Source organism: Streptomyces sp. NPDC001100 (assembly GCF_053598575.1).
This window is the reverse complement of the sequence record NZ_JBSFKO010000016.1, coordinates 60450-83218: the sequence shown is the minus strand read 5'-3', so window position 1 is coordinate 83218 and position 22769 is coordinate 60450. Positions and strand designations below refer to the sequence as shown.

At 69.4% G+C, this 22769-nt stretch carries 31 protein-coding genes; 7 read left to right on the top strand and 24 right to left on the bottom strand.

The window, feature by feature from the left end; genetic code table 11:
- Positions 1 to 48 precede the first annotated feature (48 nt).
- Complete coding sequence (locus ACWDEW_RS23840) at positions 49 to 1080, top strand: aminoglycoside phosphotransferase family protein (protein WP_450514950.1); 1032 nt, start codon at positions 49 to 51, stop codon at positions 1078 to 1080.
- A gap of 9 nt (positions 1081 to 1089) precedes the next feature.
- Here the strand turns inward: ACWDEW_RS23840 and ACWDEW_RS23835 are convergent, their stop codons facing one another.
- The 5 genes from ACWDEW_RS23835 to ACWDEW_RS23815 all read right to left on the bottom strand — a co-directional run bounded on the left by ACWDEW_RS23835 (position 1090) and on the right by ACWDEW_RS23815 (position 5100).
- Positions 1090 to 1590, bottom strand: a complete 501-nt coding sequence (locus ACWDEW_RS23835; RefSeq protein WP_450514949.1) for an HAD domain-containing protein — start codon at positions 1588 to 1590, stop codon at positions 1090 to 1092.
- Between the two features lie 18 nt (positions 1591 to 1608).
- Entirely contained in the window at positions 1609 to 2241 is a 633-nt protein-coding gene (locus ACWDEW_RS23830) for an RraA family protein (RefSeq protein WP_450514948.1), read from the bottom strand.
- On the bottom strand, positions 2238 to 3335 hold the full coding sequence (locus tag ACWDEW_RS23825) for a phosphotransferase (protein ID WP_450514947.1): 1098 nt from the start codon (positions 3333 to 3335) through the stop codon (positions 2238 to 2240). The genes ACWDEW_RS23830 and ACWDEW_RS23825 overlap by 4 nt, the downstream gene beginning before the upstream one ends.
- A gap of 152 nt (positions 3336 to 3487) precedes the next feature.
- Positions 3488 to 4222 carry an HAD family hydrolase gene (locus ACWDEW_RS23820; RefSeq protein WP_450514946.1) on the bottom strand — a complete coding sequence of 245 codons (735 nt, stop codon included), beginning with the start codon at positions 4220 to 4222 and terminating at the stop codon, positions 3488 to 3490.
- The gene (locus ACWDEW_RS23815; protein ID WP_450514945.1) at positions 4222 to 5100 is read right to left on the bottom strand and encodes a GntR family transcriptional regulator; all 879 of its coding nucleotides are present in this window, start codon (positions 5098 to 5100) and stop codon (positions 4222 to 4224) included. Before ACWDEW_RS23815 ends, ACWDEW_RS23820 begins: the two co-directional genes overlap by 1 nt.
- A gap of 156 nt (positions 5101 to 5256) precedes the next feature.
- Between ACWDEW_RS23815 and ACWDEW_RS23810 the strand changes: the two genes are divergently transcribed.
- Complete coding sequence (locus ACWDEW_RS23810; RefSeq protein ID WP_200715320.1) at positions 5257 to 5445, top strand: hypothetical protein; 189 nt, start codon at positions 5257 to 5259, stop codon at positions 5443 to 5445.
- Between the two features lie 40 nt (positions 5446 to 5485).
- Here ACWDEW_RS23810 and ACWDEW_RS23805 read toward each other — a convergent pair whose 3' ends face one another.
- From ACWDEW_RS23805 to ACWDEW_RS23790, 4 genes are all read right to left on the bottom strand, one after another.
- The gene (locus ACWDEW_RS23805; RefSeq protein WP_450514944.1) at positions 5486 to 6394 is read right to left on the bottom strand and encodes a winged helix-turn-helix domain-containing protein; all 909 of its coding nucleotides are present in this window, start codon (positions 6392 to 6394) and stop codon (positions 5486 to 5488) included.
- 246 nt (positions 6395 to 6640) lie between these two features.
- Positions 6641 to 7897, bottom strand: a complete 1257-nt coding sequence (locus tag ACWDEW_RS23800; protein ID WP_450514943.1) for a GNAT family N-acetyltransferase — start codon at positions 7895 to 7897, stop codon at positions 6641 to 6643.
- Positions 7898 to 8141: 244 nt separating this feature from the next.
- A complete protein-coding gene (locus tag ACWDEW_RS23795; RefSeq protein ID WP_450514942.1) occupies positions 8142 to 9101 on the bottom strand; it encodes an asparaginase in 960 nt (319 codons plus the stop codon).
- Positions 9102 to 9113: 12 nt separating this feature from the next.
- Complete coding sequence (locus ACWDEW_RS23790) at positions 9114 to 9716, bottom strand: RsiG family protein (RefSeq protein ID WP_026179312.1); 603 nt, start codon at positions 9714 to 9716, stop codon at positions 9114 to 9116.
- 160 nt (positions 9717 to 9876) lie between these two features.
- Between ACWDEW_RS23790 and dtd the strand changes: the two genes are divergently transcribed.
- Complete coding sequence (gene dtd / locus ACWDEW_RS23785; RefSeq protein ID WP_450514941.1) at positions 9877 to 10302, top strand: D-aminoacyl-tRNA deacylase; 426 nt, start codon at positions 9877 to 9879, stop codon at positions 10300 to 10302.
- Positions 10303 to 10321: 19 nt separating this feature from the next.
- On the opposite strand, the gene ygfZ is transcribed toward dtd, so the two are convergent.
- From ygfZ to ACWDEW_RS23755, 6 genes are all read right to left on the bottom strand, one after another.
- A complete protein-coding gene (ygfZ, locus tag ACWDEW_RS23780) occupies positions 10322 to 11287 on the bottom strand; it encodes a CAF17-like 4Fe-4S cluster assembly/insertion protein YgfZ (RefSeq protein WP_450514940.1) in 966 nt (321 codons plus the stop codon).
- 10 nt (positions 11288 to 11297) lie between these two features.
- Positions 11298 to 11798 (bottom strand): Fur family transcriptional regulator, encoded by a 501-nt coding sequence (locus tag ACWDEW_RS23775; RefSeq protein WP_450514939.1) that lies wholly within the window; start codon positions 11796 to 11798, stop codon positions 11298 to 11300.
- A 10-nt stretch (positions 11799 to 11808) separates the two neighbouring features.
- Positions 11809 to 12384 (bottom strand): FABP family protein, encoded by a 576-nt coding sequence (locus ACWDEW_RS23770; RefSeq protein WP_262061470.1) that lies wholly within the window; start codon positions 12382 to 12384, stop codon positions 11809 to 11811.
- 214 nt (positions 12385 to 12598) lie between these two features.
- Positions 12599 to 13495: a hypothetical protein gene (locus tag ACWDEW_RS23765; protein WP_450514938.1), complete on the bottom strand. Its 897-nt coding sequence runs from the start codon at positions 13493 to 13495 to the stop codon at positions 12599 to 12601.
- Between the two features lie 389 nt (positions 13496 to 13884).
- Positions 13885 to 14775: a hypothetical protein gene (locus ACWDEW_RS23760; RefSeq protein ID WP_450514937.1), complete on the bottom strand. Its 891-nt coding sequence runs from the start codon at positions 14773 to 14775 to the stop codon at positions 13885 to 13887.
- Complete coding sequence (locus ACWDEW_RS23755; RefSeq protein ID WP_450514936.1) at positions 14772 to 15491, bottom strand: hypothetical protein; 720 nt, start codon at positions 15489 to 15491, stop codon at positions 14772 to 14774. Before ACWDEW_RS23755 ends, ACWDEW_RS23760 begins: the two co-directional genes overlap by 4 nt.
- A 162-nt stretch (positions 15492 to 15653) precedes the next feature.
- Between ACWDEW_RS23755 and ACWDEW_RS23750 the strand changes: the two genes are divergently transcribed.
- A complete protein-coding gene (locus ACWDEW_RS23750; RefSeq protein ID WP_450514935.1) occupies positions 15654 to 16016 on the top strand; it encodes a DsrE family protein in 363 nt (120 codons plus the stop codon).
- On the opposite strand, the gene ACWDEW_RS23745 is transcribed toward ACWDEW_RS23750, so the two are convergent.
- Positions 16010 to 16213, bottom strand: coding sequence for a DUF397 domain-containing protein (locus ACWDEW_RS23745; RefSeq protein WP_450514934.1), 204 nt, complete (start codon positions 16211 to 16213; stop codon positions 16010 to 16012). The two genes, ACWDEW_RS23750 and ACWDEW_RS23745, sit on opposite strands and share 7 nt — an antisense overlap.
- Positions 16195 to 17037 (bottom strand): helix-turn-helix domain-containing protein, encoded by an 843-nt coding sequence (locus ACWDEW_RS23740; protein ID WP_450514933.1) that lies wholly within the window; start codon positions 17035 to 17037, stop codon positions 16195 to 16197. The genes ACWDEW_RS23745 and ACWDEW_RS23740 overlap by 19 nt, the downstream gene beginning before the upstream one ends.
- Positions 17038 to 17210: 173 nt before the next feature.
- On the opposite strand from ACWDEW_RS23740, the gene ACWDEW_RS23735 reads away from it, so the two are divergent.
- Both ACWDEW_RS23735 and ACWDEW_RS23730 read left to right on the top strand, forming a co-directional pair.
- Complete coding sequence (locus ACWDEW_RS23735) at positions 17211 to 17576, top strand: hypothetical protein (RefSeq protein ID WP_450514932.1); 366 nt, start codon at positions 17211 to 17213, stop codon at positions 17574 to 17576.
- Positions 17573 to 17833 (top strand): hypothetical protein, encoded by a 261-nt coding sequence (locus tag ACWDEW_RS23730; protein ID WP_450514931.1) that lies wholly within the window; start codon positions 17573 to 17575, stop codon positions 17831 to 17833. The genes ACWDEW_RS23735 and ACWDEW_RS23730 overlap by 4 nt, the downstream gene beginning before the upstream one ends.
- On the opposite strand, the gene ACWDEW_RS23725 is transcribed toward ACWDEW_RS23730, so the two are convergent.
- Positions 17817 to 18443: a TetR/AcrR family transcriptional regulator C-terminal ligand-binding domain-containing protein gene (locus ACWDEW_RS23725; protein WP_450514930.1), complete on the bottom strand. Its 627-nt coding sequence runs from the start codon at positions 18441 to 18443 to the stop codon at positions 17817 to 17819. The genes ACWDEW_RS23730 and ACWDEW_RS23725 overlap by 17 nt on opposite strands.
- Positions 18444 to 18560: 117 nt before the next feature.
- Here ACWDEW_RS23725 and ACWDEW_RS23720 point away from each other — a divergent pair, with 117 nt between their 5' ends.
- Positions 18561 to 19595 (top strand): aldo/keto reductase, encoded by a 1035-nt coding sequence (locus tag ACWDEW_RS23720; RefSeq protein WP_450514929.1) that lies wholly within the window; start codon positions 18561 to 18563, stop codon positions 19593 to 19595.
- Here the strand turns inward: ACWDEW_RS23720 and ACWDEW_RS23715 are convergent.
- The 6 genes from ACWDEW_RS23715 to ACWDEW_RS23690 all read right to left on the bottom strand — a co-directional run bounded on the left by ACWDEW_RS23715 (position 19576) and on the right by ACWDEW_RS23690 (position 22664).
- Positions 19576 to 19962, bottom strand: coding sequence for a VOC family protein (locus ACWDEW_RS23715; protein WP_450514928.1), 387 nt, complete (start codon positions 19960 to 19962; stop codon positions 19576 to 19578). The two genes, ACWDEW_RS23720 and ACWDEW_RS23715, sit on opposite strands and share 20 nt — an antisense overlap.
- 22 nt (positions 19963 to 19984) lie before the next feature.
- Complete coding sequence (locus tag ACWDEW_RS23710) at positions 19985 to 20245, bottom strand: DUF3099 domain-containing protein (RefSeq protein WP_262061484.1); 261 nt, start codon at positions 20243 to 20245, stop codon at positions 19985 to 19987.
- A 76-nt stretch (positions 20246 to 20321) separates the two neighbouring features.
- Positions 20322 to 20609 (bottom strand): DUF1416 domain-containing protein, encoded by a 288-nt coding sequence (locus tag ACWDEW_RS23705; RefSeq protein WP_019064558.1) that lies wholly within the window; start codon positions 20607 to 20609, stop codon positions 20322 to 20324.
- 39 nt (positions 20610 to 20648) lie between these two features.
- A complete protein-coding gene (locus ACWDEW_RS23700) occupies positions 20649 to 21488 on the bottom strand; it encodes a sulfurtransferase (protein WP_093628219.1) in 840 nt (279 codons plus the stop codon).
- 114 nt (positions 21489 to 21602) lie between these two features.
- On the bottom strand, positions 21603 to 21683 hold the full coding sequence (locus ACWDEW_RS23695; protein WP_353963781.1) for a putative leader peptide: 81 nt from the start codon (positions 21681 to 21683) through the stop codon (positions 21603 to 21605).
- Positions 21684 to 21923: 240 nt separating this feature from the next.
- Positions 21924 to 22664, bottom strand: coding sequence for an LmeA family phospholipid-binding protein (locus ACWDEW_RS23690; RefSeq protein WP_450514927.1), 741 nt, complete (start codon positions 22662 to 22664; stop codon positions 21924 to 21926).
- Between the last annotated feature and the right edge of the window lie 105 nt (positions 22665 to 22769).

Genomic DNA, 22769 nt, shown 5'->3' with positions numbered 1-22769 from the left:
CCGGTAAATCGATGGATCACCCATCGGCCCGGGTGCTGGAATGACGCGATGCACGACGAGGACACGTCGCAGGTCATCGACCGCGGACAGCACGAGAACGTCAAAACGCCCTGGGATCAGGAGACTTGGCGGAACGCGGCCCTCGGCTGGGCCCGGCGCGAACTCGCGGCGCGGGGCCTGCGCGAGACGGGCCGGCTGGGTGTGCGGCTGCGCCCGTGGTCGGTCCTGGTCCGGATCCCCGTCGAAGGGTTGGCCGAAGGTCCCGCCGCTGTCTGGCTGAAGGCCAATCCGCCGGCCGGCGCCTTCGAGGCACCCCTCACCGCCGCGCTCGCCCGCTGGGTCCCGGAGTACGTGCTGGACCCTCTCGCCGTCGACGCCGACCGCGGCTGGTCCCTGCTCCCCCACGGCGGCGAACTCTTCCGGCAGGTCCTCGACCGCACCCCCGCCGACCCTCGCGCCTGGGAAGAACCCCTGCGCCAGTACGCGACCATGCAACGCGCCCTGATCCCGCACACCAAGGACCTCGAACAACTCGGCGTCCCCAGCGCCCGGACGACGGCCCTGCCCGAAGTCTTCGACGAGGTGGTGCAGTTCATCGGGACCACCGCCGAACCGGCCGTCGATCCGGCCCAGTTGCATGCCCTACGGCCGCTGCTGCGCGAACTCTGCGCCGAACTCGCCGAGTTGGGCATCCCGGACTCCCTCGACCACTCCGATCTGCACGACGGCCAGCTGTTCCACCCGGCCCCCGGCCGCTACACCTTCTTCGACTGGGGCGACGCCGCCGTCTCGCACCCCTTCTGCAGCTTCCTGGTCCCGGCCGGGCGGGTCCGCGAACGCTACGGCCCCGAGGCACTGCCCCGGCTGCGGGACGCCTACCTGGAGCCCTGGACCGGAAACGGCCACACCACCACGGAACTCCGCCGCGCCCTGACCCTCGCGACCCGCCTCGGTGTCCTCGGCCGCGCGGCGGCCTGGAACCGCCACTTCCCCGGCGCCTCCGCCGCGACCCGCGCGGCGGGCGCGACGGAGAGCGCCAGGACACTGCTGCAACTGTCGTCCGAGGAGCCCTTGTTGTAGGGAACCCCGTCACCGACTGGCCGTCACCCACTCCCCCATCGCCACGAGATCCGCGTCCGTGATCCCGTACCGATGGTCGACGCGCTGGAGCAGGGCCGGTCCGGGGTGATGGGCACCCACCCAGTCGCGGTCGGCGTCCCCGATCTCGTCGTCCACCCACACGAAGGGCCGCCCGGCGGCCCAGGCGACCAGCGGCCGGGTCTTCCAGTGCAGCCGCCCGCCCGCGCCGTCCCCCACCCCGTCCTCGGCCGAGTCGGGCCAGTCCACCAGGGGCAGTTGGGGCAGACCGAGCCAGGGCGCGACGCACGTGTTCGCGTCGTCCATCCAGGTCGTCGCCCACACCAGTTCGCAGCGCAAGGCCGCGAGCCGTGGCCCGAGGGAGGGGTCGATGCGGGTGAGCAGCGGGGGCGCGTCGGCGGCGGGCGGCGCGAAGCCGGAGTCGTACACCGGGTACGGGCGGGACGCGCCGAAGGGCAGCAGCGTCCCGTCGACGTCGAGGAAGAGAAGCATCAGAGGACCTCTCTCACATCACTCCTCGAAGCCGCCCGCGCGCAACAGCTCGTCGACCCGCGCCCGATGCGCCTTCTCCCAGTCGTCGAGGGTCTCGGCGGACTCCTTCTCCAGCCGGGCCCGGGCCGCGGCGAGAATCTCCACCCTACGGTCGGCCGGTACGACGACGATGCCCTCCTCGTCGGCCACCACGACGTCCCCGGCGTGGACGGTGGCTCCTCCGCAGCTCACGCGCTCGTTCAACGGGAGTACGGCCTTCTTGCCGCCCGGGATCGGGATGACACCGCGCGCGAAGACGGGGAAGCCCGCGGCCCGCACCTCGCCCAGGTCGCGGATCACGCCGTCGAGGACGAAGCCGGCGATGCCCCGCCGCTGGGCGATGGCGCAGACGTTCCCGCCGGCGAGGGCGTGGTCCAGGTCCCCCGACTCGACCACGACGATCGAGTCCGGCTCGGCGCGGTAGATGGCCGCGTGCAGCATGAGGTTGTCGCCGGGCGGGCACCTGACGGTGAAGGCCGGCCCGGCGAGACGCGGCAGCGGACCCCACAGGGGCCGGATGCCGATGTCCATGACCCGCTCGCGGCCGAGCAGTTCGGCGAGAGTGGTGGTGGAGATGTCCTCGAAGTCGGTGAGGTCGGTGGCATCAGTCATGCCCCGGACGCTACCGCTCCGTCCATGACAGCCGGGTCGGCCTTGCTGACCCAGCGCGCGAGTGCCGTGGCGATCCGGGGCCTGCTCGGAATCTCCGCCAGGCCCAAGGGTTCCGCCGCGGCCGTCATGATCACCTGGAGTTTCCGGACCGCTGCCGGTAGCCGGGCCCATTTCACGGTCGATCCGTCGCGCAGGGACAGCGACAATCGGATGACGTCGGTGAACACCGACTGCGCTCGCTTGAACGCGAGGATGCGGTCCAGGTCGTCCGCCCAGCCCCGCGCGCTGCCGGGACGCACTCCACGGACGGCTCGCGCCCAGTCCTCGGCCATCCGGCGTTCCTGGTCCGCCGGATAGGACATCAGGTAGAGGTGGGTGGCGAGGTCGTAGAGCGGGTCGCCCAGCATCGCCAACTCCCAGTCGATGGACCAGAGTTGGTTGAGCGGGTCGAGGACGAAGTTCTCCCGGTGCAGGTCCGCGTGGAGCAGGCAGAAGTCGCGCCGGGTCAACCCGGAAACGTTCTTTCTGAGCTGCACGAACGCGTCCGGATGGAGGCCGAGTTCGGTGAAGAGCCGCCCGAAGTCGCGGGAGTTCTTCTCATAGACCTGTTCTTCCACGAAGACGACGAGGCGTTCCAGGAAGCCGTCGCAGTCGCCGTCCTCGGCACGGTCCTCGGTCTCGCAACTGCGCTCCACTGCAAGGGTGTTGGGCGTGACGTGCGCCAACTCCCCGAACAGGTCGACGATCTGGCTGCGGACCCCCTCCGGGATCCGCCGATCGCCCCACGGGCGGGACTTGAGGGTGCGGCCCTCGATGAAGACCTGCAGCGCCATGCCCTCCACCTCGTGGATGACGGGGATACGGCTGATCCGTCCGTCCAGTTCGCGGAGCAGGGCCTCTTCCGACCGGAAGCACCTGCGGTCGAACCACAGGATCCGTTCGCGCGGTTCGCGGAGCTTCACGATCCGCGTCTCGCCCGGCATGGCCAGCACATACGTCTCGTGGTGATAGCCCTTGAGCGGGCCGGTCACCACACCGCTTGCGCCGACCAGTTCGTCGGCGCGCTGCCGAACACCGGTGAGTTGGGGTGTCATTCGCTGGGTTCAGCCCGTTCCGGTTGAGCCGATGAGTAAGGGATGAGGCACGTTACTCCAGAGGCGTCAAGCAACGCCGGAGAACCCGCCCATTGAACCGCCGAGAGCTATGAGACGTACGTCCGGCCGGGGTCAGCGGCGCGACGGTGCCGCTAACCACGCCGTACCGAGTCGAGTACCGGCCGCAACGACCCCACCACCGCGTCCGCCCCCGCCCTGCGCAGCAACGTTTCCTTATGTTCGTTACGCGCGTAGCCAAGGAACGGGATGCCCGCCCGGCGGGCCGCTTCGAAGTCCGAGGGGGTGTCGCCGATCATCAGGGCGTCGGCGGGGTGGGCGCCCATCGCGCGCAGGGCGCGGTTCAGGCAGTGGGGGTTCGGCTTGAGGAGGTCGAGGTCGTTCGTGCGGCCGTAGACGTGCGGGGTGAAGCACTCCAGGAGGCCCCGGCCGTGGAGGTACTCCGTGACCGTGCGGGGGGAGTTGTTGGTGGCGACGGCGAGATGGATGCCGACGGCGTTCCAGGTGCGTATCAGCGGGTCCGCCCACGGGGTGGGGTACGCCGAGTCGACGGCCTTGAGTTCGTGCTGGGTGAGCAACTCCTCCAGTTCGTCGACCAGATCGCTGCGCGGGTGGCGCTTGTTGACCGCGTTCAGGACGACGTGCGGATCGGGGTGCACCCGCTCGCTCTGCGTCAGCAGTTCTCGCAGCCCCTGCCGTTCCAGCCAGGACACGAGGTCCTTCGCCACGCCCTCCGCCGAGAGCCCCGCGAACAGCCGGCAGATCGGGCCGTCGAAGTCGAAAAGGACGAAGCGAGCGCCGGTGATCAATTCGCGTACGGTGCCTGTCTCTTCTGTCACCGGAACAGTCTGCGCCGTATCAGGAGTCACTAGGAGAGTGTCAGGTCCGTGGTGATGGTTTCCCAGAGGGCGTCGAACCACTTCTGCGATTCCTCCACGAAGGCGGCGTCGCGCTGACCGGCCTGCTTGAGGAAGGCGAACAGGACGGACTGCGAGCCGACGGCGTCGTACATCTCCAGGGTCTGGCTCTTGTACTCCTCCTCCCGCTCGTTGAGGACGTAGTAACCGAGCAGCGCCTCCTCGCCGTTGAGCAGGTAGAGCTTGATCGGCGGGGTGAAGGGCAGCGCGCGGAAGGTGACGTGGACGTCGATGCCGTGGGTGGCTCTCAGGGCCATCAGGTTGTGCTGGAGGACCTGGGCCTGGGCGTTGCGCATGGTCAGCCAGCGCTGGTGGACCGGGTCGTCGCCGCCGCGGCCCTCGACCGGGACGGGGAAGGCCAGCGCGATGTCCCGGGAGGGCAGCAGCACCCGGACGTCGATCGAGAGGGGGCGGACCTGGCCCCCGTGGATCAGCCGGACCGACTCGCTCACCGCCAGCATGAGGCTCTCCGCGGTCAGGCAGGCCGCGTCGATCTTGACGTGCGGCTCGGCGAACGCGTCGGACAGGCGGGGCGCCAGCGCCACCATGGTCGGCTGGGGCCCGTCCGGCCCGACCGCCTGTTCGGCGATCGTGGGCGGACTCCCCTTGCTGACGTTGGTGAGCAGTCCGGCCTCCTGGAGAACTCGCAGGGCCTGTCGTACGGCCCCCCGCTCCACGCCGAACTCCTCGGCCAGGGCGGTCTGGGTGGGCAGGCGGTCTCCCGCCTTGAGGTCACCGGCACGGATACGGTCCCGTAGGGCGTCGGCGATCTCCTGGGGCGAGAAGCTTCTGCTGCCGTTCACTGCCACGTTCTCCTGGGTCACGACCAAACGGTATAACTCTGCCCCATCTAAGGGGAGTTGTTTGGAACTTGATGGCGAGTAGGTGTGAGTAGGTACCAAACGGGAACAACTTAAGCAGAGTTGGCTGCCAACTTATCCAAGTTGGTGGAAGTTTTGCTTCCGCAGCCCGAAGGGGGAAACACCGTGCCTGCCATCGCCCTCCTGTCCGCCGTCTTCGTCGTCGGCTTCGAACAGATCGTCCAGTGGAAGTTCGGCGCCACCGGCATCATCGGCCTGCTCCTGATCTCCATCGGCATCAAGGCCAAGAGTCCGGCCATCAGTTCCATCGGGGCAGTCGTCCTGGCCCTGCTGTTCACCGGACCCGCTCTGTGATCCGTAAACCGCCCTCCGGATCAGCCACCGCGGGAGACGATCAGCTCGTCAGCCTCAGCTCCGAACTGATCGTCTCCCACAGTGCGTTGAACCACAGCTGGGACTGTTCCACGAACGTCGTGTCCCGCAGTCCCGCACCCTGCTCGAACGCGAACAGCATCGACTGGGTGCCCTCCGCGTCGTACATCTCCACCTGCTCCTGACCGATCTCCTCCTCGCGCTGGCTCAGCGTGTAGTACGCGAAGAGCGCCTCCGAGCCGTTGAGCAGGTACAGCTTCACCGGAGGCGTGAACGGCAGCGCGCGGAACGTGATGTGCACGTCGATGCCGTGCGTCGCGCGCAGGGCCAGCAGATTGTGGCTCAACACCTGGCCCTGCGCGTTGCGTTGGGCCAGCCAGCGCCGCTGCAGCCGGCCGTCCTCCGGGGAGTCCACCAGGGACGGGAACGCGAGTTCGATGTCACTGCTCGGCAGCAGCACCCGCACATCGACCTTGGCCGGATTCAGCTCCCTGGCGTGGATCTGGCGCAGCGGCTCGGCGATGGCCAGCTGGAGCGAGACCGCCGTCAGACACAGCGCCTCGATCTCCACGTGCGGCTGCGCGAAGGCCTCCGCGATGCGCGGGGCCAGGCCCACCATCGTGGGCTGCGGCGGAGCTCCGGGGCCGGTCAGGGCCAGCCCGAGGTCCGGGGCCACGGTCGCCGGGCTCCCCTTGGACACATTGGTGAGCAGTCGCTCGGACTGCAGGATGCGCAGGGCCTGCCGCACGGCCCCGCGCTCGACGCCGAACTCGTCCGCCAGCTTGGCCTGGGTGGGCATGCGCTGGCCGGGCCGCAGGACACCGGACCTGATCCTGGTGCGCAGCTCGTCGGCCAGCTCGCGGTGTGACCACTGTGGCCGCGGTGACCTCGACCGTCCATTGACGGTGGCGTGTTCGGGCTCCACGACCAAACACTACAACTTCTCGCCATCTTTGGGCAGTTCAAAGAAAGGTGGTTATGAGACGCATCCAAGAGGAGATAACTAGAGGAGAGTTGGTTACCAACTTAGGTAACTTGGCCGACCGGACCTCTCTCCTGGAGGGGAGCCGAGAGCCCGGTCGGCCGGCTCGACCGCACAACCGCACGACAACCACAACTGAACAGCTACGGATGAGTCCACCCACCCGCCGCCAACCGGCCGCACAGCGAGGAGCGTTCAGAAGATGTCCGGGCACCAAGGCCGCCTGGACGTACGCAGCAGGGCGTCGGCCACTCGGGCGGCGCCCGCTCGTTCTTCCCGCACCTTGCCCAGCGCCACCAGCCTGGGCACCGACACGTCACCGAGCCACAGCGACGCCAACTCCCGCACGTCGAGGGCGAGTTCCGCGCTCTGCGTGGTCGGCGTGCAGGACGCCCCCTGCGTCGAGGCGTCCAACCGGTAGCGCCCGCCCGCCAGTCCGGCCGCGTCGGTCACCTCGAAGACCAGCGTGCCCTCCCCCTCGTACGACCGCGCCTCCATGGCCCGTACGACATCCAGGATCCGCACCCACAGAAAGTCCGCCTGCGTCGTGATCGTGGCCGCGCGCGGGTCCGGCAGGAAGTGGGGCAGCAGATCGTCGGGGGAACGCCACGACTTCACCCTCGTCACCCAGTCGAGCGAGCAGACGTGCTGCCACAGGGCGCGTTCGGCGGCCGGGGTCGTCGCGATCAGATCCTTCACCGTGGCCGTCTCGCCCGGCTGCTTGGCGTCGGTCCAGGCGCCGTCGCAGTAGTACGCGGCCAGGCCCTCCACCTCGCCGTTCGCCGCGCGGTAGACGGCGTGGAACGGCTCGGTCCACGACAGCCGGCCCGGTCGTACGGCACCGGTCGCGATCTGCCACCAGCGGTCGTCCCTGTTGATCACGCCGGGCTGGAGGCGGCGCAGGCGCTCGTGGAGTTCGGGGCCGAGTTTGCGTACGTCCTCGGCGTCCGTCAGGTCGATACGGGCGCCGTCCTCCGGGGCCGACCAGCGGGGGTCCAGGCCGGCGCGCTGGACATCGATGTCCCAGTGGGTCGCGGTGGTGGCGGGGCCGAAACCGTAGCGGCCGTAGATCCGGTACTCGGCGGCGATGAGGGTCGCTACGACGTCGCCGCGCTCCTTGGCCGCGGTGAGGTCCTGGGTCATCATCCGGGTGAGCAGGCCTCGGCGGCGGTGGGTGGCGGTGACGCTGACGTTCGTGATGGCGTCGGCGGGGACGGGGGTGCCGCCGACGGCCGTGATCTCCTGGGGGAAGGAGCGGAAGGTCGCCACGCAGCGGCCGTCGTCGAAGGCGCCGAGGGTGCGGGACGGGTCGATGTAGGTGCTGCGGTCGGTGAGTTCCGCCTCGTCGACGGTGGGGGTGCGGAGGAAGCCGGTGTTCAGGGCGCGGATCCAGTCCGGGATCTCGGGCTGCGTGACCGGGCGTACGGCGAGGTCGTGTGCGGGGCTGGTCATGGGGTCACGGTAGGTCGGGTGGGGGCTGGTGCGGCGGGGATTTTTTCGCCCCCGCCGCCCCTGCCCGTCCCGTCACCAGGTGCTGCCGCCCCTTCGACCCCGCCTGGGGGCCGCGCCCCCAGACCCCCGTCGGCCCTGAAGGGGCCTCGTCCTCAAACGCCGGACGGGCTGATGGGGGTCGGCCCCCATGGGAAAAGCACCGAAAAGACACCAGAAGAGCCGCAATGCCAAAGGCGAGGCCCGCCTAGAACGCCGCCCGGATCTCCCCCACCGCACGTCCCCCGCCCAGCACCGCCACCTTGCCGAACTCCGGAACCCGTACGCCCATCAGGTCCAGCGCCCGCCCCAGCACAGGCCCCAACACCCTCCCCGCCCCGTCCTCCACCTTGAACGCCACGGCGCGCCCGTCCGGCAGGGCCACCGCCTGTACGGCCTCGGCGCCCATCTTGGACAGCAGGCCCGGTACCGCGCGCATCAGCAGGGTGTCGGGGCGGCGGGTGCCGGCGACGTACTCGGGGTGGGCGCGCATCGCGTCGGCGACCCGGCGTTCCGGGGAGCCGGGGGCGGCCAGGACGAAGGAGCGGAACGCGCGGGCCAGACCGGTGAGACTGATCGCCATCAGCGGGGCGCCGCAGCCGTCCGTCCCCACGGCCGCCACCCGCTCCCCCGCCGCTTCCTCCACAGCCCTGTGGATAAGTTTTTGGAGCGGGTGGTCCGGGTCGAGATACGACTCCAGCGGCCAGCCGCGCAGCGCGCTCGCCGCCAGCATCGCGGTGTGTTTGCCGGAGCAGTTCATGGCGATCCGGTTGCGTACGGCGCCCGAGGCGAGGTACGTCTCCTGTTCGACCGGGTCGAGCGGGAGGTCCGGCGGGCACTGCAACTGGCCTGCGTCCAGGCCGTGTTCGGCGAGCAGTCGGCGTACGAGATCTCGGTGGAAGAGTTCGCCCGAGTGGCTCGCGGCGGCCAGGGCGAGGCGTTCGCCGGTGAGGTCGAGGCCTGTGCGCAGGACACCGGCCGCCTGCATGGGCTTGTTGGAGGAGCGGGGGAAGACCGGGGTGGTCGTATCACCCAGGGAGAGTTCCACGGAACCGTCCGCCGCCAGTACCACCAGGCTGCCCCGGTGACGGCTCTCGACGAAGCCGGAGCGGACCACCTCGGCGAGCACCGGGGGTGCGACGAAGGAATCCTCGGCCGTCACGCGCACCCCTCACACGAGTCACACGAGCAGGTCGTCCACCTGCGCCTCGCCCTCACGGTACCTGCGGGCGATCTCCGCGCTGCAGCCGTCGGCCGTGTGTTGGAGGACCTGACGGCGACGGGACACCTGCTGTTCGTACCGGACGAGACGGCCCATCGCGGTGGTCAGTTCGAGGTCGGTGCGGGCCTCCAGGTCGGAGAGCTCGACCTCGGCGAGCATCTCGGCGGCCAGCAGCCGGTACTCCTCGCTGTGCGGGGTACCGAGGGTGACGTGCCGGGCCGAGGAGCGGTGCCGGGCGGGCGCGTCGGTGAGGATCTCCGAGAGACGGTCGACGACGGAGGCCGCGCCCGCCGGGGAGCGGCGGGCCAGTTCGGCCCGCAGGATGTCGATACGGCCCTGGAGGAGCCGCCGTACGTAGCTCAGGTCGGCCTCGTCGCGCTGGGCGTCGCGGCGCAGCGCGCGCAGCTCCGTCAGGCGCAGTGCGGTCAGGTCGGGTGCGGCCGGTTCGGCGGGCAGCAGCGGGCTGTCGACGCGCTGCACGGGCGGGCGGCGCGTGGCCGCTCCTCCCGCGCGGATCAGCGAGACAGTCCCGGGGGGCTGCCCGGTACTCGGTGTGCTCATGTGCCTCTACCCGTCCCCTCGACCGGCGTGTGGACAGCATCGTGCCACCCCAACTGGCCGCTATGTGACCGAGTGCCCCCGAACGGCCCCAGATGGGGGGTTAAGCAACAAAAATAGGCCCGCCGCAACCACTTCCCACCCGCACGGCATCATGGGACCCATGCGAGCAGTGGTGCAGCGGGTGGACGGCGCGAGTGTCGTGGTCGAGGGCGAGACGGTCGGGGCGATCGAGGGCGAGGGGCTCTGCGTCCTCGTCGGCGTCACCCACGAGGACACCAAGGAGAAGGCGGCCCAACTGGCCCGCAAACTCTGGTCGATCCGCATGCTGCACGACGAGAAGTCGTGCAGCGACATCGATGCCCCGCTGCTCGTCATCAGCCAGTTCACGCTGTACGGCGACGCCCGCAAGGGCCGCCGCCCCACCTGGAACGCCGCCGCCCCCGGCGATGTCGCCGAGCCGCTGGTCGACGAGGTCGTGGCCCAACTCCGCGCCCTGGGCGCCACGGTGGCGACGGGCCGCTTCGGCGCGGCGATGCGCGTCTCACTGACGAACGACGGCCCGTTCACCGTGGTCGTGGACCTCTAGTGATCTAGGGCTCTAGGGCCTAGGGCTCTACGACCACTTCCTGGGCCGCGGCCGTCGAGTCGGCCAGCAGGGGCGCGTCCAGCGGCACGTTCCGCTTCACCAGCGCCAGGGCGATCGGCCCCAGCTCGTGGTGGCGTACGGAGGTGGTGATGAAGCCGATCTTCCGGCCCTCCGCACCCTCCTCCGCGAGCCTCAACTCCGTGCCGTGGCCCGGGAGATGGACCTCGCTGCCGTCGAGGTGGAGGAAGACCAGGCGGCGCGGGGGCTTGCCCAGGTTCTGCACTCGGGCGACCGTCTCCTGGCCCCGGTAGCAGCCCTTCTGCAGATGAACCGCCGTGCCGATCCAGCCCAGTTCGTGCGGGATGGTGCGGTGGTCGGTCTCGAAGCCGAGGCGGGGGCGGTGGTGTTCGACGCGCAGCGCCTCGTAGGCGAGGAGCCCGGCCGGCGGGCCCGCCTTCTCGGCGTACGACTCCAGGTCGGCGCGCGGGAGGAAGAGATCGCGGCCGTACGGCGTCTCGCGTACGACGACGCCGTCGGGCACCGGGGCGATGGAACCGGCGGGGAGGTGCACGACCGCGAACTCGCTTGTGCGGTCGGCCACTTCGACGCGGTAGAAGAACTTCATCGACTCCAGGTAGGCGATCAGCGCCTCCTGGGTGTCGGGTTCGGTGTGCATCCACACCGTGGTGCCGTCGTCGACGAGGTAGAGGGCGTGCTCGATGTGGCCGTGCGCGGAGAGGATCAGCGCCTCGGTGGCGACGCCCGCGGGGAGGTCGCTGACGTGCTGGGTGAGCAGGAGATGCAGCCAGCTCAGCCGGTCGTCGCCGGTGACGGCGACCACAGCGCGGTGCGAGAGGTCCACGAAACCGGTGCCGTCGGCGAGGGCGCGCTGCTCGCGGAACAGGTCGCCGTAGTGGGCGGCGACGCCTTCGTCCACTCCTTCGCCGGAGACGGCGCCGGGCAGGGACAGCAGAGGGCTCTTCATACCGGTAAGCCTACGACTCGGTAATTGAAGACTCAGTTGAAGTCTTCATGGAACAGTCCCGGCAGCGGCCGAAGATCGCGAAGTGCTTCATGTCGGTCTCGAAGCCGAAGGTGTCGCGCAGCTTGGCCCGGAACTCGGCGGCGACCTCGACATCGGCCTCGATGACGTTCGTGCAGTCGCGGCAGACGAGGTGTATGTGGTGGTGCCGGTCCGCGAGGTGGTACGTCGGCGCCCCGTGCCCGAGGTGGGCGTGACTGACCAGCTGGAGCTCCTCCAGGAGCTCCAGGGTCCGGTACACCGTGGAGATGTTGACCCCCGAGGCGGTCTTCCGCACCTCCACGAGGATGTCGTCGGGGGTCGCGTGCTCCAGGGTGTCCACGGCTTCGAGCACGAGCTGCCGCTGCGGGGTCAGCCGGTAACCGCGCTGCCGCAGATCACTCTTCCAGTCGGTGCCCTGGTCAGTGCCTTGGTCTGTGCCTTGGTCAGTGCTTTGGGTGCTCACCACACCCACGAGTCTAGGCCTACTTGAAGAATGCGATCCCGTCGTCCGGCATGTCGTCCGGGAGGGCCTTGGCCCACCTCTCGACATCCTCCGGGGTGACGACCTTCTTCAGGTGGGCGGACATGTAGGGGCGGAGTTCGACCTCGGGGGTCTGCTTCTCGCCGACCCACATGAGGTCGCTCTTGACGTAGCCGTAGAGGCGCTTGCCGCCGGTGTAGGGGCCGGAGGCGGCGGTGCGGGCGACGGCGTCCGTGACGAGGTCGATCTGGGGCTTCTGCTTGGCGAGGTCGCCGTACCAGATCTCGACGACTCCGTCGTCGCGGGTCATCGTGACCTCTACCTTGCGGTCCGCGTCGATGCGCCAGAAGCCGGACTCGGTCTCCAGGGGGCGGACCTTGTTGCCGTCGTTGTCCAGGACCCAGGTGTGGGAGCGGTACTCCAGGAAGTCGCGGCCGTCGTGCGTGAAGGAGACCTCCTGGCCGAAGTTGCACTTCTCGGAGCCCGGGAAGTCGTGCACACCCGCGCCGGCCCACTCGCCGAGCAGGAAGACGAGGGGGACCAGGTCCTTGTGGAGGTCGGACGGGATCTCGATCATGACGTCAGCAGTTCCTCGGTGGGGGTCAGCGCTGGCCCTGGTACAGCTTCTTCACGGTCAGTCCGGCGAAGGCGAGAACGCCGACGCAGACCAGGACCAGCAGGGTTTCGAAGAAGATCTCCACGGGTGCTCCTTGAGCGGTACGAGCGGTGCGTGAACGCGGGCCGGGCCCCAGCTTAGTCGGCCGGGGCCCGGTGCTCTCTGCGAGGTACGGCTAGCCGAGCAGCTCGCTCTGCAACGTCACCGTCTGCTGGAACGGGACGGCCTCGGCCTGCCCCTTCCTCGACTGCACGATCATCGCGAAGGTGTCGCCGGCCGTGACGAAGGCCAGCCGGAGCTGTTCGGCGCCGTACGGCTTCGTCTCGACGTACGGCTGGAGCGAGACGTTCGTGACCTTGGCCGCGTCCGGGAAGTCGTCGTCCGACTCGTAGCCGTCGGCGCCGCGGACCGGGTAGGTGGGGGACGCGTATCCGGCGAGGCGCTTGGAGATCTCGTCGGCGACCGTCGCCGTGTCGAACTGGAGCAGGTAGATCCGGGTGTGCGTGCCGTCCGGGGTGGTCCAGCCGCGCGCGGCGATGTGCCGCAGGCCCTGGTCGGTCAGCTTCTGCGCGATCTCGGTGCGGTCGTCGGCGGCCGAGAACTCCGCGAGGAACACCTTGGTCGCCAGCCAGCCGTCACTGCCGTCGAGCGCCTTGTCCCCTACGGCCCCCTTCGGCGCCGGCAGCACCAGCGCCCGCAGGTCGGCGAAGTGGGCCCCCGCCGCGTTCGCCGTGGCGAACGGCCCCGGGCTGCCCGCGGGCAACGGCGGCTTGGTGAGCGTGGGAAACGCCCACCGCCCGTCCGACGCCGTCCCCAGCCCCGGCACGTCCGACCGCTTCATCCCGCTGATCCCATAGGCCGTCCCGGCCCCGACCACCGCGAACACGACGACGGCGGCCCCCCAGCGCAGCACGGCACGGAGGACCCGGCGGTCCTTGCGGGGAGCGGTGGGCTGGGTTTCCGGGGCCGGCGCCGGCGGGAACGGGGGTTCCGTGGGGAGTGGGGGTTCAGCGGGTACCGGGACGGCCGAAGCCTCGGCGACAGCCGCGCCGACGGGAGGCTCGGTAGCCACGGGGCCGGCCGGAGCGGCGGCCGCAACGACCGGGGCGGCCGGAGCGATCGGAGACCCGGAGACAGCTGGGGCTGCCGGCGATTCCACCACCGTCGGTGCAGCCGGACCCTCGGCAGCGACCGGGACAACCGGAGCCACCGGAGCCTCGTCGCCGACGACCGGGACGGCCGGAGACTCGGAGGCGGCCGGGGCAGCCGGGGATTCCGCGACCGGCGGTGCGGCCGGAGACTCGACGTCCGCTGCGGTCGCCGGGGCAGCCGGGCCCTCGGCGGCGGTCGGAGCCTCAGTCGCGGCGGTCGTCGGCTCCGAGGCCTGCGCAGGGATCGTCGGTGTGGGGGGCGGTGGTGTGTGCGTCGGTGTCGGTGCTGGGGTTTCCTGCTGTTGGTCGGTCATACCGCCTCCCCCGGGTCCTTGATGCGGTCGAGTTGTTCCTGGAGCAGGCGGCCGATGGCGTACGTCTGCATCGGGCGGGCGGATTTCGCGGTGAGGGTGACCAGGATTTCGCCCTGGTAGGCGGAGCAGTAGATCGTGTCGAGCTTTTCGTCGGCGTCCTTCGGCGAGAGGAAGCACTTGGCGTCCTTGTAGCCGTTGATCGACGGGCCGGGGCGGAAGACGCCCAGGGAGTCGAAGAGCTCGTTCTGGTAGCGGGACGCGTTCCGTACCGCCGTCTTGTCCGCGATCTGGGCCAGCACGATGCTCACCGTCGACGCCTTGTCCGTGTAGACGGACGCCTGCTCGTCAGTGCTGACGTAGCTCCGCATCGCCAGGCCCTTGGTGTGCTGCTTGTCGATCTCCTTGTCCAGCAGCCTGCGCTGTTTGAGCGGGAGTTCCTTCAGCTCGTCCTTGCGCAGCGCCGTCGCCTGCGCTCCCGTGAAGTCCACGTCGTGCCCGTACTCCGCGATGTCGGGCCCCTGGCTCCACCCGTCCGGCCCGTACGGCACGAGCGCCGCCGAGAGCGCGCTCGGTTTGGCGCCCACCGCCTTCTCGGAGGTCACCTTCGGGAGCTTCCATACGGCGTCCCCCGCGTCCCGGTCCGCGCCGTTCACGGTGACGACGGTGAACCCGACCCCGCCGATCACGGCGACGGCGAGCAGCGCGGCCCCGGCGATCGCCGCGATACGGCCCCTGCGCACCGGCTTCCCGACGGCATCGGCGGTCAACTCCTCGGAGCTGCCGACGAGTTCGGGGACGAGCACGTCCGTCTCCGACTGAGTCTGCGGCTCCTGCCCCTGCTCCGGCGTCTGATCCGGCACCTGTTCCGGCTGGTTCTCGGTGGTCACAGCCGCTCCATCTGCCGCTTGGCCAGGTCCATGATCTTCTTCTTCGGGACGGGCTTCGACGAGGAGACCCAGATGTGCATCTCGACGTCACCGCGCCAGGCGTGCGCCTCCGCGTTGTAGACGTCGGTGTAACCGGCCTTGGTGTCCGGCGAGTTGTGGACGTACGCCATTCCGTCGCCCGTGCCCGGGATGGGCCAGCTGTCGGTGTGGCCCTTCTCCTCGGCCCAGTAGTAGGCGTCCTCCGCGTCGCTGGAGACCGTGAGCTCGTCCTCCTGGCGGAACTGCACCAGCCGGATCTCGACGTACAGCGAGCTGCCCTCACGCCAGTTGGCGACGGCGGCGCGGCGGAACTCGCCCGCGACGAGGTCGCTGAACGCGCCCGCCGGCTTGTCGAACGTCTCCGCGTCCTCGGCCAGGTCCATCCACCCGTCCACACCGACCTCGTAGCCCGTGTCCCTCGCGCCGCTCGGCCGCTTCAGCAGCAGCTTGCGCAGGTCGCCGTCCGTCTTGACCTTCCGGTCCTGGGCGGCGGAGAGGGGCTCCGGAGCGGGGCCCTTGGCCTGCGTCAGCGTCGCCTGCGACAGCGAGGGCAGCTTGTCGGGTGCGCGGTTCGCCTGGACCACGAAACCCGTGCAGGTACCGGCGACGACACCGAGCACCGCGGCGACCGCGATCAGGAGTGTGGTGCGGCCACGGCGGCGCGGCGGCCGGGGCACCTCTTCGGTTGTTCCCTCGGGTGCTTCCGAGGCTGTTTCTTCGGGTACTTCCGGTACTTCCACAACGTCCCCCACGGAACATGGCATGCGCATTCCATATGCGCGCACAGGAGACTCGTGGCCGTTGCAGGGAGTTGTAGGGAAGTTGATTACGATTCGGTCATGTCGAAGAAGCTCGTGATCAAGGTGACCGCGGGGGCCGACGCCCCCGAACGCTGCTCACAGGCGTTCACAGTGGCGGCGGTGGCCGTCGCCAGCGGGGTCGACGTCTCCCTGTGGCTGACCGGCGAGTCGGCGTGGTTCGCACTGCCGGGCCGGGCCGCCGAGTTCCAACTCCCGCACGCCGCACCGCTCCCCGACCTGATCGACTCGATCCTCGCGGCCGGCCGCGTGACGTTGTGCACGCAGTGCGCGGCCCGACGGGACATCACGGAGAAGGACGTCATCGAGGGCGTACGGATCGCCGGGGCGCAGGTGTTCGTACAGGAGGCGATGGCCGACGAGACGCAGGCCCTCGTCTACTGAGCCCGCGCTTTGACCGAGCCGACGAACTCCGCCCAGGCGTCGACGCCGAAGAGGAGGGTGCCGTGGGTGGGGTTCTTGCTGTCGCGGACGGGGACGAGAGTGGGGAGGTTGGGGGCGACTTCGAGGCAGGCGCCGCCCTCCTGGTTGCTGTAGCTGCTCTTGCGCCACGTCACCTGGGTCAAGTCGATGGCTCGCACTGCGCTTCCTCCCACACCCGCCGGATGAACTCGCGCGATTCGTCCGGGGAAAAGGCCAGATCGCGCACCAGATCATAACGAAGCTGTAGCCGCTCAACCTCCTTGTTTTCCTCGATCCGTTCGGCCGTGAAGCCGGTCTCCACCCAGGCCACCGTACGGCCGTCCGCGCTACGCAGGAACACCGTGTCGGTGTTCGTCAGGGCATGCAGTCCAACGGACAGCGGAAGCACCTGGACAGTGACGTTATTGCGTTCCGACATGTGCAGCAGATGCTCCAGCTGCTCCCGCCACTCGGCGGAGTCCCGCATCGGCGTGCGCAGCACAGCCTCGGAAATGATCGTGCGGAAGCGTGGTGCATCCTCGCCGGTCAGCAGCTCACGACGCCCCATTCGGGCCTCGACCTGAACAGCGAGCTCGTCACCCTCCAGCCCGCCTGCTGCCAGAAACTCGCGGGCGTAGCCCGGGGTTTGGAGCAGACCGTGCAGGTTCGCGGAAGCGTAGTGCCACAGGCTTACCGCCCCTGCTTCCAACTCCATGTACGACCGGTACTTCTCCACGAACTGCGCCGGATCCCCAACTGCCAGCTCCCACAAGGCCAGCAGCATCCCCGGCGTCCCGTAGTACTGGTCCAGCGCCTCCACGATCTCCGGGCTGCCCAGGCTCCTGCCGCTCTCCATCTTCCCGAGCGTCGACGCGTCCCAGCCCAACTCCTCCGCCAACTCCCGCAGGCTCACCCCCTTCCCCGCCCTCAGTAACCGCAACTCCTCCGCGAACCGCGCCCTCGGTTCATGGCTTCGCCCCGTGACCACCCTCCGCTGCGGCACCGCACCCTCCTGCTGTGGAATTTGTGGAATTTGGACCGCCCGCTGTGGAACTTGCGGCCGTTGACGCTGCTTTCGCCTCCGCCGTGGGTCATCCTCGTAACACCCCACGAATGCACAGAGTAGTTCAATTGTCGCATTCTGTATGGAAGTTGCACAAAAAGGAGGAGGAGCCGATGGAAACCGGAGCGCTGCTGTACGACCCGGCCACGGACAAGGTCGGCGAGTACCAGGACAGGTCGGGCCCCTACGCCCTGCTGCGCCCCGTCGGCGGTGGGCGTGAATGGCAGGCCGACCCCGCCGCACTGCGACCGGCGACGGACCAGGAACGCCTCAGCGCCGGGGTCCGCGCCGCCAACTCCCGTGCGCGGACCGACGGTCCGTTCCTGGTCGCCGCCCCGCCCCGGCCCGTCGACGACTGCCTCACCTGCACGGAACTCGACGGCCTCCGCGCCAACGCCCGTACCGAACACGACTACAGCGCCGAGACCGACGCCAACGTCCTGCTCCGCAAACACCGCAGCGAGGCCCACCCCGCATGAACCGCCCCCAGCCCCATCAACTGATCCAGGTACTCCCGGTCCAGGCGGTCCCGCCCCCGCTCATGCCGGCCGTACGAGCGCCGGAACCCCCACCCGCCGCACCTCCACCAGCCGCACCCCCACCCGCACCACAGGCACCCCGTCGCCGTCGCCGGTTCCGCGCACCCCGCGCCCTCCGCGACGACGCCTTCTGGACCGGCGCGCTCACCGCGCTCTGCATCGGCGGTCTGCTGATGGCGATCATCGCGACGGCTTGATCCGCACGTACGCTCCCGCCCGCGCCGCCGCCACGGCGGCCTCGGCGGCCCGGTCCGCGGCGGCTTCGTCGAGGCGGTCGCCGGTGGTCAGGAGGCGGTAGTAGAGGGGGGCGGAGACGGCACGGACGACCTCGTGGACGTCGGTACCCTCGGGCAACTCGCCCCGGTCGACGGCCTGCTGGACGCAGGGTGCCCACTCCTCGACGCGGATGGCGTAGAAGCGGTGCAGCGCCTCGGCCGTCTTCGCCTCGCAGGTGGCGGCGGCGATCACCGCCTTGAACAGCGCTCCTTGCCGCGGGTCGGCCAGGGTGCGCTGCACCAGCCGGGCGTTGGCCTTGAGGTCACCGAGCAGCGAGCCGGTCTCGGTGCGCGGCAGTGACTGTTCGGCCATGTCCAGCAGCAGATCGGCGACCAAGCCGGTCACCGTTCCCCAGCGGCGGTAGACCGTCGTCTTGCCCACCTCGGCACGGCGCGCGACGTCGGCGAGGTCCAGGTGGGCAAAGCCGTGCTCCGCCAGGGCGTCCCCGGCCGCCCGCAGCACCGCCGTACGCACCCGTGCCGTACGCCCTCCAGGACGGACGGTCCCTGGATCCGCATCCTCAAAGCCCATAACGGGACTCCAGTTTCGTTAATCGCTCATGCCTGCTAGGTTGAGACCCACACTAACGGAACTCCAGAACCATTAGCCAAGTCGGACGGCAAGTGGGGCGGAGAGAGAGGAACAGCCATGGAATACAGGCGGCTGGGCGCATCCGGCCTCAAGGTCCCCGCACTGAGCTTCGGGGCCGGTACCTTCGGCGGCCAAGGGCCGCTGTTCGGTGCCTGGGGCACCACCGACGCACAGGAAGCACGCCGGCTCGTGGACATCTGCCTCGACGCCGGGATCACGATGTTCGACACCGCCGACGTCTATTCCGGCGGCGCCTCCGAGGAGGTGCTGGGCGAAGCGATCAAAGGCCGCAGGGACCAGGTGATCGTGTCCACCAAGACCAGCCTGCCCATGGGTGACGGTCCGGGCGATGCGGGCTCCTCCCGTTCGCGCCTGATCACCGCGTGCGAGGACGCCCTGCGCCGGCTCGGCACCGATCACATCGACCTGTTCCAGCTGCACGCCTTCGACGCCGGCACGCCGATCGAGGAGGTCCTGTCCGCACTCGACGACCTCGTACGAGCGGGGAAGGTCCGCTACCTCGGCATCTCCAACTTCTCCGGCTGGCAGGCGATGAAGTCCCTCTCGATCGCGGAGAAGTACGGGCACCCGCGCTATGCCGCACACCAGGTCTACTACTCCCTCGTCGGCCGCGACTACGAATGGGAGCTGATGCCCCTCGGGCTCGACCAGGGCCTCGGAGCCCTCGTCTGGAGCCCGCTCGGCTGGGGACGGCTCACCGGCAGGATCCGCCGCGGCCAACCGCTGCCGGCCGGCAGCCGACTGCACAGCACCGCGGACTACGGGCCGCCGGTCGAGGACGAACACCTCTACCGCGTGGTCGACACCCTCGACGAGATCGCTCAGGAGACCGGCAAGAGCATTCCGCAGATCGCCATCAACTGGCTGCTGCGGCGGCCGACCGTCTCCTCCGTCATCATCGGCGCCCGCAACGAGGAGCAGCTCCGCCAGAACCTCGGTGCCGTCGGCTGGACCCTCACGCCCGACCAGATGACGAAACTCGACGCGGCGAGCGCCAGAACAGCGCCCTACCCGTACTTCCCCTACCAGCGCCAGGAAGGCTTCGCCCGCCTCAACCCGCAGGTGGTGTAGGCCGCCACAGGCAGAACGGGTGCCCCGAGGGGTCCAGCAGGACCCGTACGTCCCCCTGCGGCTGGTGGGCGTGGAGCACGGCCCCCAGACCCACCGCCCGCTCGACCTCGCCCTCCAGGTCGTCGACCTCGATGTCCAGGTGCAGCATCATCTGCTGCTCGCCGGGGTTCCGGGTGGGCCACACGGGCGGGACGTACTCGGGCTCGGTCTGGAAGGAGAGGCCGGTGCCTCCGTCGGGCGGGCCGATGAGGACCCAGTCGGGTTCCTCGGCGCGGACGACGTAGCCGAGGAGGCGGAGGTAGAAGCCGGCCAGCTCGTGCGCGTCATACGCGTCGAGCACCACGGTGGACAGTCTCGTAGGCGACATGCCCGCCCTCTACCCACCAGCCCTACGGCCTGCGCTTCTTGCCGTCCAGCTCGTCCCACCACTCGTCGGACTTGGGGTCGCCGGACGGGTCGTCCCACCAGCGGTCGTCGGGGCCCCGGCGGTTGGCGACCATGGCGGCGACGGGCGGGATCACCATCGCGACCACGCACATGCCGACGGCCGCGGGCACCGACCAGATCCGCACGACTCCCCAGGCCAGGACGAAGAGTCCGATGCAGATGCCCATCATGACGAAGTAGGTGCGACGGCGGCGTGCCAGCATGTTTCCAGGGTAGGCCTGGGCACGCCAAAGGGCCGCCCCCAGGAAAAGGTGCGGCCCTTCGACAGTGAGTCGGCGGTCAGACCGCGATCGCCACCTCCGCCAGCCCGCCCGTCTGGGCGACGACCGTGCGGTCGGCGGTGGCGCCCGGAACGAGGGCGCGGACGGTCCAGGTGCCTTCGGCCGCGTAGAAGCGGAACTGGCCCGTGGCGGAGGTCGGGACCTCCGCGGTGAACTCGCCGGTCGAGTCCAGGAGACGGACGTAGCCCGTCACCGGCTCGCCGTTGCGCGTCACCTGGCCCTGGATGGTGGTCTCACCGGGCTTGATCGTCGAGGCGTCGGGGCCGCCGGCCTTCGCTCCACACATGTTTTCGTTTCCTTCAGGTCGCAGCGGTTTCGCGGGGGCTTACTTGTTGGCGCCGAGCTCGATCGGGACGCCGACCAGGGAGCCGTACTCGGTCCAGGAGCCGTCGTAGTTCTTGACGTTCTCGACACCGAGCAGCTCGTGCAGCACGAACCAGGTCAGGGCCGAGCGCTCGCCGATACGGCAGTACGCGATGGTGTCCTTGGCGAGGTCGACCTGCTCCTCGGCGTAGAGCTCCTTGAGCTCGTCGTCCGACTTGAAGGTGCCGTCGTCGTTGGCGTTCTTCGACCACGGGATGTTGCGGGCGGACGGGACGTGGCCCGGGCGCTGCGACTGCTCCTGCGGGAGGTGGGCCGGGGCGAGCAGCTTGCCGGAGAACTCGTCGGGCGACCGGACGTCGACCAGGTTCTGCGAGCCGATGGCCGCCACGACGTCGTCGCGGAAGGCGCGGATCGACTTGTTCTGCGGCTTGGCCTTGTAGTCGGTGGTGGCCCGGGTCGGGACCTCCTCGACCAGCTCGCGGGCGTCCAGCTCCCACTTCTTGCGGCCGCCGTCGAGCAGCTTGACGCTGTCGTGGCCGTACAGCTTGAAGTACCAGTAGGCGTACGAGGCGAACCAGTTGTTGTTGCCGCCGTAGAGGATCACCAGCGTGTCGTTGCCGATGCCCTTGGCCGAGAGGAGCTTCTCGAAGCCCTCCTGGTCGATGAAGTCACGGCGTACCGGGTCCTGGAGGTCCTTGGTCCAGTCGATCCGGATGGCGTTGCGGATGTGGTTCTTCTCGTACGCGGACGTGTCCTCGTCGACCTCGACGATGGCGATGTCCGCGTTGTCGAGGTTGGCCTCGACCCAGTCGGCGTCGACCAGGACGTCACTGCGGCTCATGCTGTTTCTCCTCCGGGGCAGTTACGGCGGTGCGGTGCGTGAGAGAGGGGTGCGCGCTCGCGCGGGTGCCCAGAGATCAAGGGCACGGGGGAAGACGGAAGCCTGCGCTTCCGCTCAGAAAGTGCGACAGAGCATGGCGGCGACGCGGCACAGGTCCACTGCCCGCCGCTTCGTGAGATCCGCCTGTTGCCTCATAGGGTCGATCGTAGGGACGGACAGCGGGACATGTCACCGGTGTGTCGTATTTTGAGACGCGATCGTCCGCGATGTGAGATCGGAGGGGTGGCGGCGGCCCCTTCACCGGGAATCCGCGCGCCCTTCGCCCTACTCACAACTGCCGTACGGACACTGCCGTCTCGCCCCTCGGACAGTCACCGTCCAAGTCACCGTCCACCGGGCCGCGTCCGGACCTCGTCCTACCCGGCCGGAGCCGTCCTACCCGGCCAGCCGGACGTTCGAACCCTTCACCTTGATCTCCACACCGTTCTTCGCGGCCTGCACACTGGCCAGCTTCACCCCGCCCGGCAGCTGGTCGATCGTCTGCTGGAAGTCGGTGATCGAGCGGATCCGGGAGTCGGCCAGGTCGACCACCAGCTTGGGCAGGTTGTCGGCGTGCACCTTCACGGTGTCGCCGTCGACGGTGACCGTGCTGAGCACCGGGTACGTCGTCTCCTGGCCGGCGACCGAGATCTTGACGTCGACCTTGATCTTGCCGTCGCCGCCGTCGGAGAGGTTGACGACCTGGGCCGTGACCCCGGTGAAGATGTCCGTCGGCTGGGACTTGGCGGCCTTGAGCAGCTGGTCGTAGGCGATGCTCGCGGAGCCGGTCGCGCTGGCCGCGGTCGCGGAGCTGTAGCCGTTGGAGAACTTGACGTCCTTCATGTCGGCCTTGAGGTCGTCGATCCGGATCGTGGAGGTGCCGCTGCCGGTCGTGTTCGCGGTGGTCGCCTGGTAGGTCTTGATGCCGAGCTCGACGTCGTCCAGCTCACCGGAGGCGACCTGGGTGAGGAAGGGGAAGCCCTTGATGGAGACGTCGGGGGCGGAGGCGAGGTTCTCGCTCGTCTGGACCTTGCCCGCCGCCTCGTCCTGCGCGAAGTAGACCGCGACCCGGTCCACGACCACGAACAGGACGCCCAGAATCACCACGACGGTCAGAAGTATTCGTAGCCCACGCATTTACGGTGTTCCCCCACCTGGCGGTCGTCGACGAAAGCGGTACAACGACCGGGTGGCCGCGAATCGCGAGCGTAGTCCCGCGAGATGCGTGCAGCAGGAAATTGT

Coding starts and splice junctions, on each gene's coding strand:
- ACWDEW_RS23825 (WP_450514947.1), bottom strand. CDS start 3,335: ATGACACCCCAACTCACCGGTGTTCGGCAGCGCGCCGACGAACTGGTC.
- ACWDEW_RS23770 (WP_262061470.1), bottom strand. CDS start 12,384: ATGATCGAGATCCCGTCCGACCTCCACAAGGACCTGGTCCCCCTCGTC.
- ACWDEW_RS23715 (WP_450514928.1), bottom strand. CDS start 19,962: ATGTCGCCTACGAGACTGTCCACCGTGGTGCTCGACGCGTATGACGCG.
- ACWDEW_RS23720 (WP_450514929.1), top strand. CDS start 18,561: ATGGAATACAGGCGGCTGGGCGCATCCGGCCTCAAGGTCCCCGCACTG.
- ACWDEW_RS23710 (WP_262061484.1), bottom strand. CDS start 20,245: ATGCTGGCACGCCGCCGTCGCACCTACTTCGTCATGATGGGCATCTGC.
- ACWDEW_RS23830 (WP_450514948.1), bottom strand. CDS start 2,241: ATGACTGATGCCACCGACCTCACCGACTTCGAGGACATCTCCACCACC.
- ACWDEW_RS23750 (WP_450514935.1), top strand. CDS start 15,654: ATGTCGAAGAAGCTCGTGATCAAGGTGACCGCGGGGGCCGACGCCCCC.
- ACWDEW_RS23690 (WP_450514927.1), bottom strand. CDS start 22,664: ATGCGTGGGCTACGAATACTTCTGACCGTCGTGGTGATTCTGGGCGTC.
- dtd (WP_450514941.1), top strand. CDS start 9,877: ATGCGAGCAGTGGTGCAGCGGGTGGACGGCGCGAGTGTCGTGGTCGAG.
- ACWDEW_RS23705 (WP_019064558.1), bottom strand. CDS start 20,609: ATGTGTGGAGCGAAGGCCGGCGGCCCCGACGCCTCGACGATCAAGCCC.
- ACWDEW_RS23800 (WP_450514943.1), bottom strand. CDS start 7,897: ATGACCAGCCCCGCACACGACCTCGCCGTACGCCCGGTCACGCAGCCC.
- ACWDEW_RS23835 (WP_450514949.1), bottom strand. CDS start 1,590: ATGCTTCTCTTCCTCGACGTCGACGGGACGCTGCTGCCCTTCGGCGCG.
- ygfZ (WP_450514940.1), bottom strand. CDS start 11,287: ATGAAGAGCCCTCTGCTGTCCCTGCCCGGCGCCGTCTCCGGCGAAGGA.
- ACWDEW_RS23840 (WP_450514950.1), top strand. CDS start 49: ATGCACGACGAGGACACGTCGCAGGTCATCGACCGCGGACAGCACGAG.
- ACWDEW_RS23695 (WP_353963781.1), bottom strand. CDS start 21,683: ATGAGGCAACAGGCGGATCTCACGAAGCGGCGGGCAGTGGACCTGTGC.
- ACWDEW_RS23725 (WP_450514930.1), bottom strand. CDS start 18,443: ATGGGCTTTGAGGATGCGGATCCAGGGACCGTCCGTCCTGGAGGGCGT.
- ACWDEW_RS23790 (WP_026179312.1), bottom strand. CDS start 9,716: ATGAGCACACCGAGTACCGGGCAGCCCCCCGGGACTGTCTCGCTGATC.
- ACWDEW_RS23700 (WP_093628219.1), bottom strand. CDS start 21,488: ATGAGCCGCAGTGACGTCCTGGTCGACGCCGACTGGGTCGAGGCCAAC.
- ACWDEW_RS23730 (WP_450514931.1), top strand. CDS start 17,573: ATGAACCGCCCCCAGCCCCATCAACTGATCCAGGTACTCCCGGTCCAG.
- ACWDEW_RS23735 (WP_450514932.1), top strand. CDS start 17,211: ATGGAAACCGGAGCGCTGCTGTACGACCCGGCCACGGACAAGGTCGGC.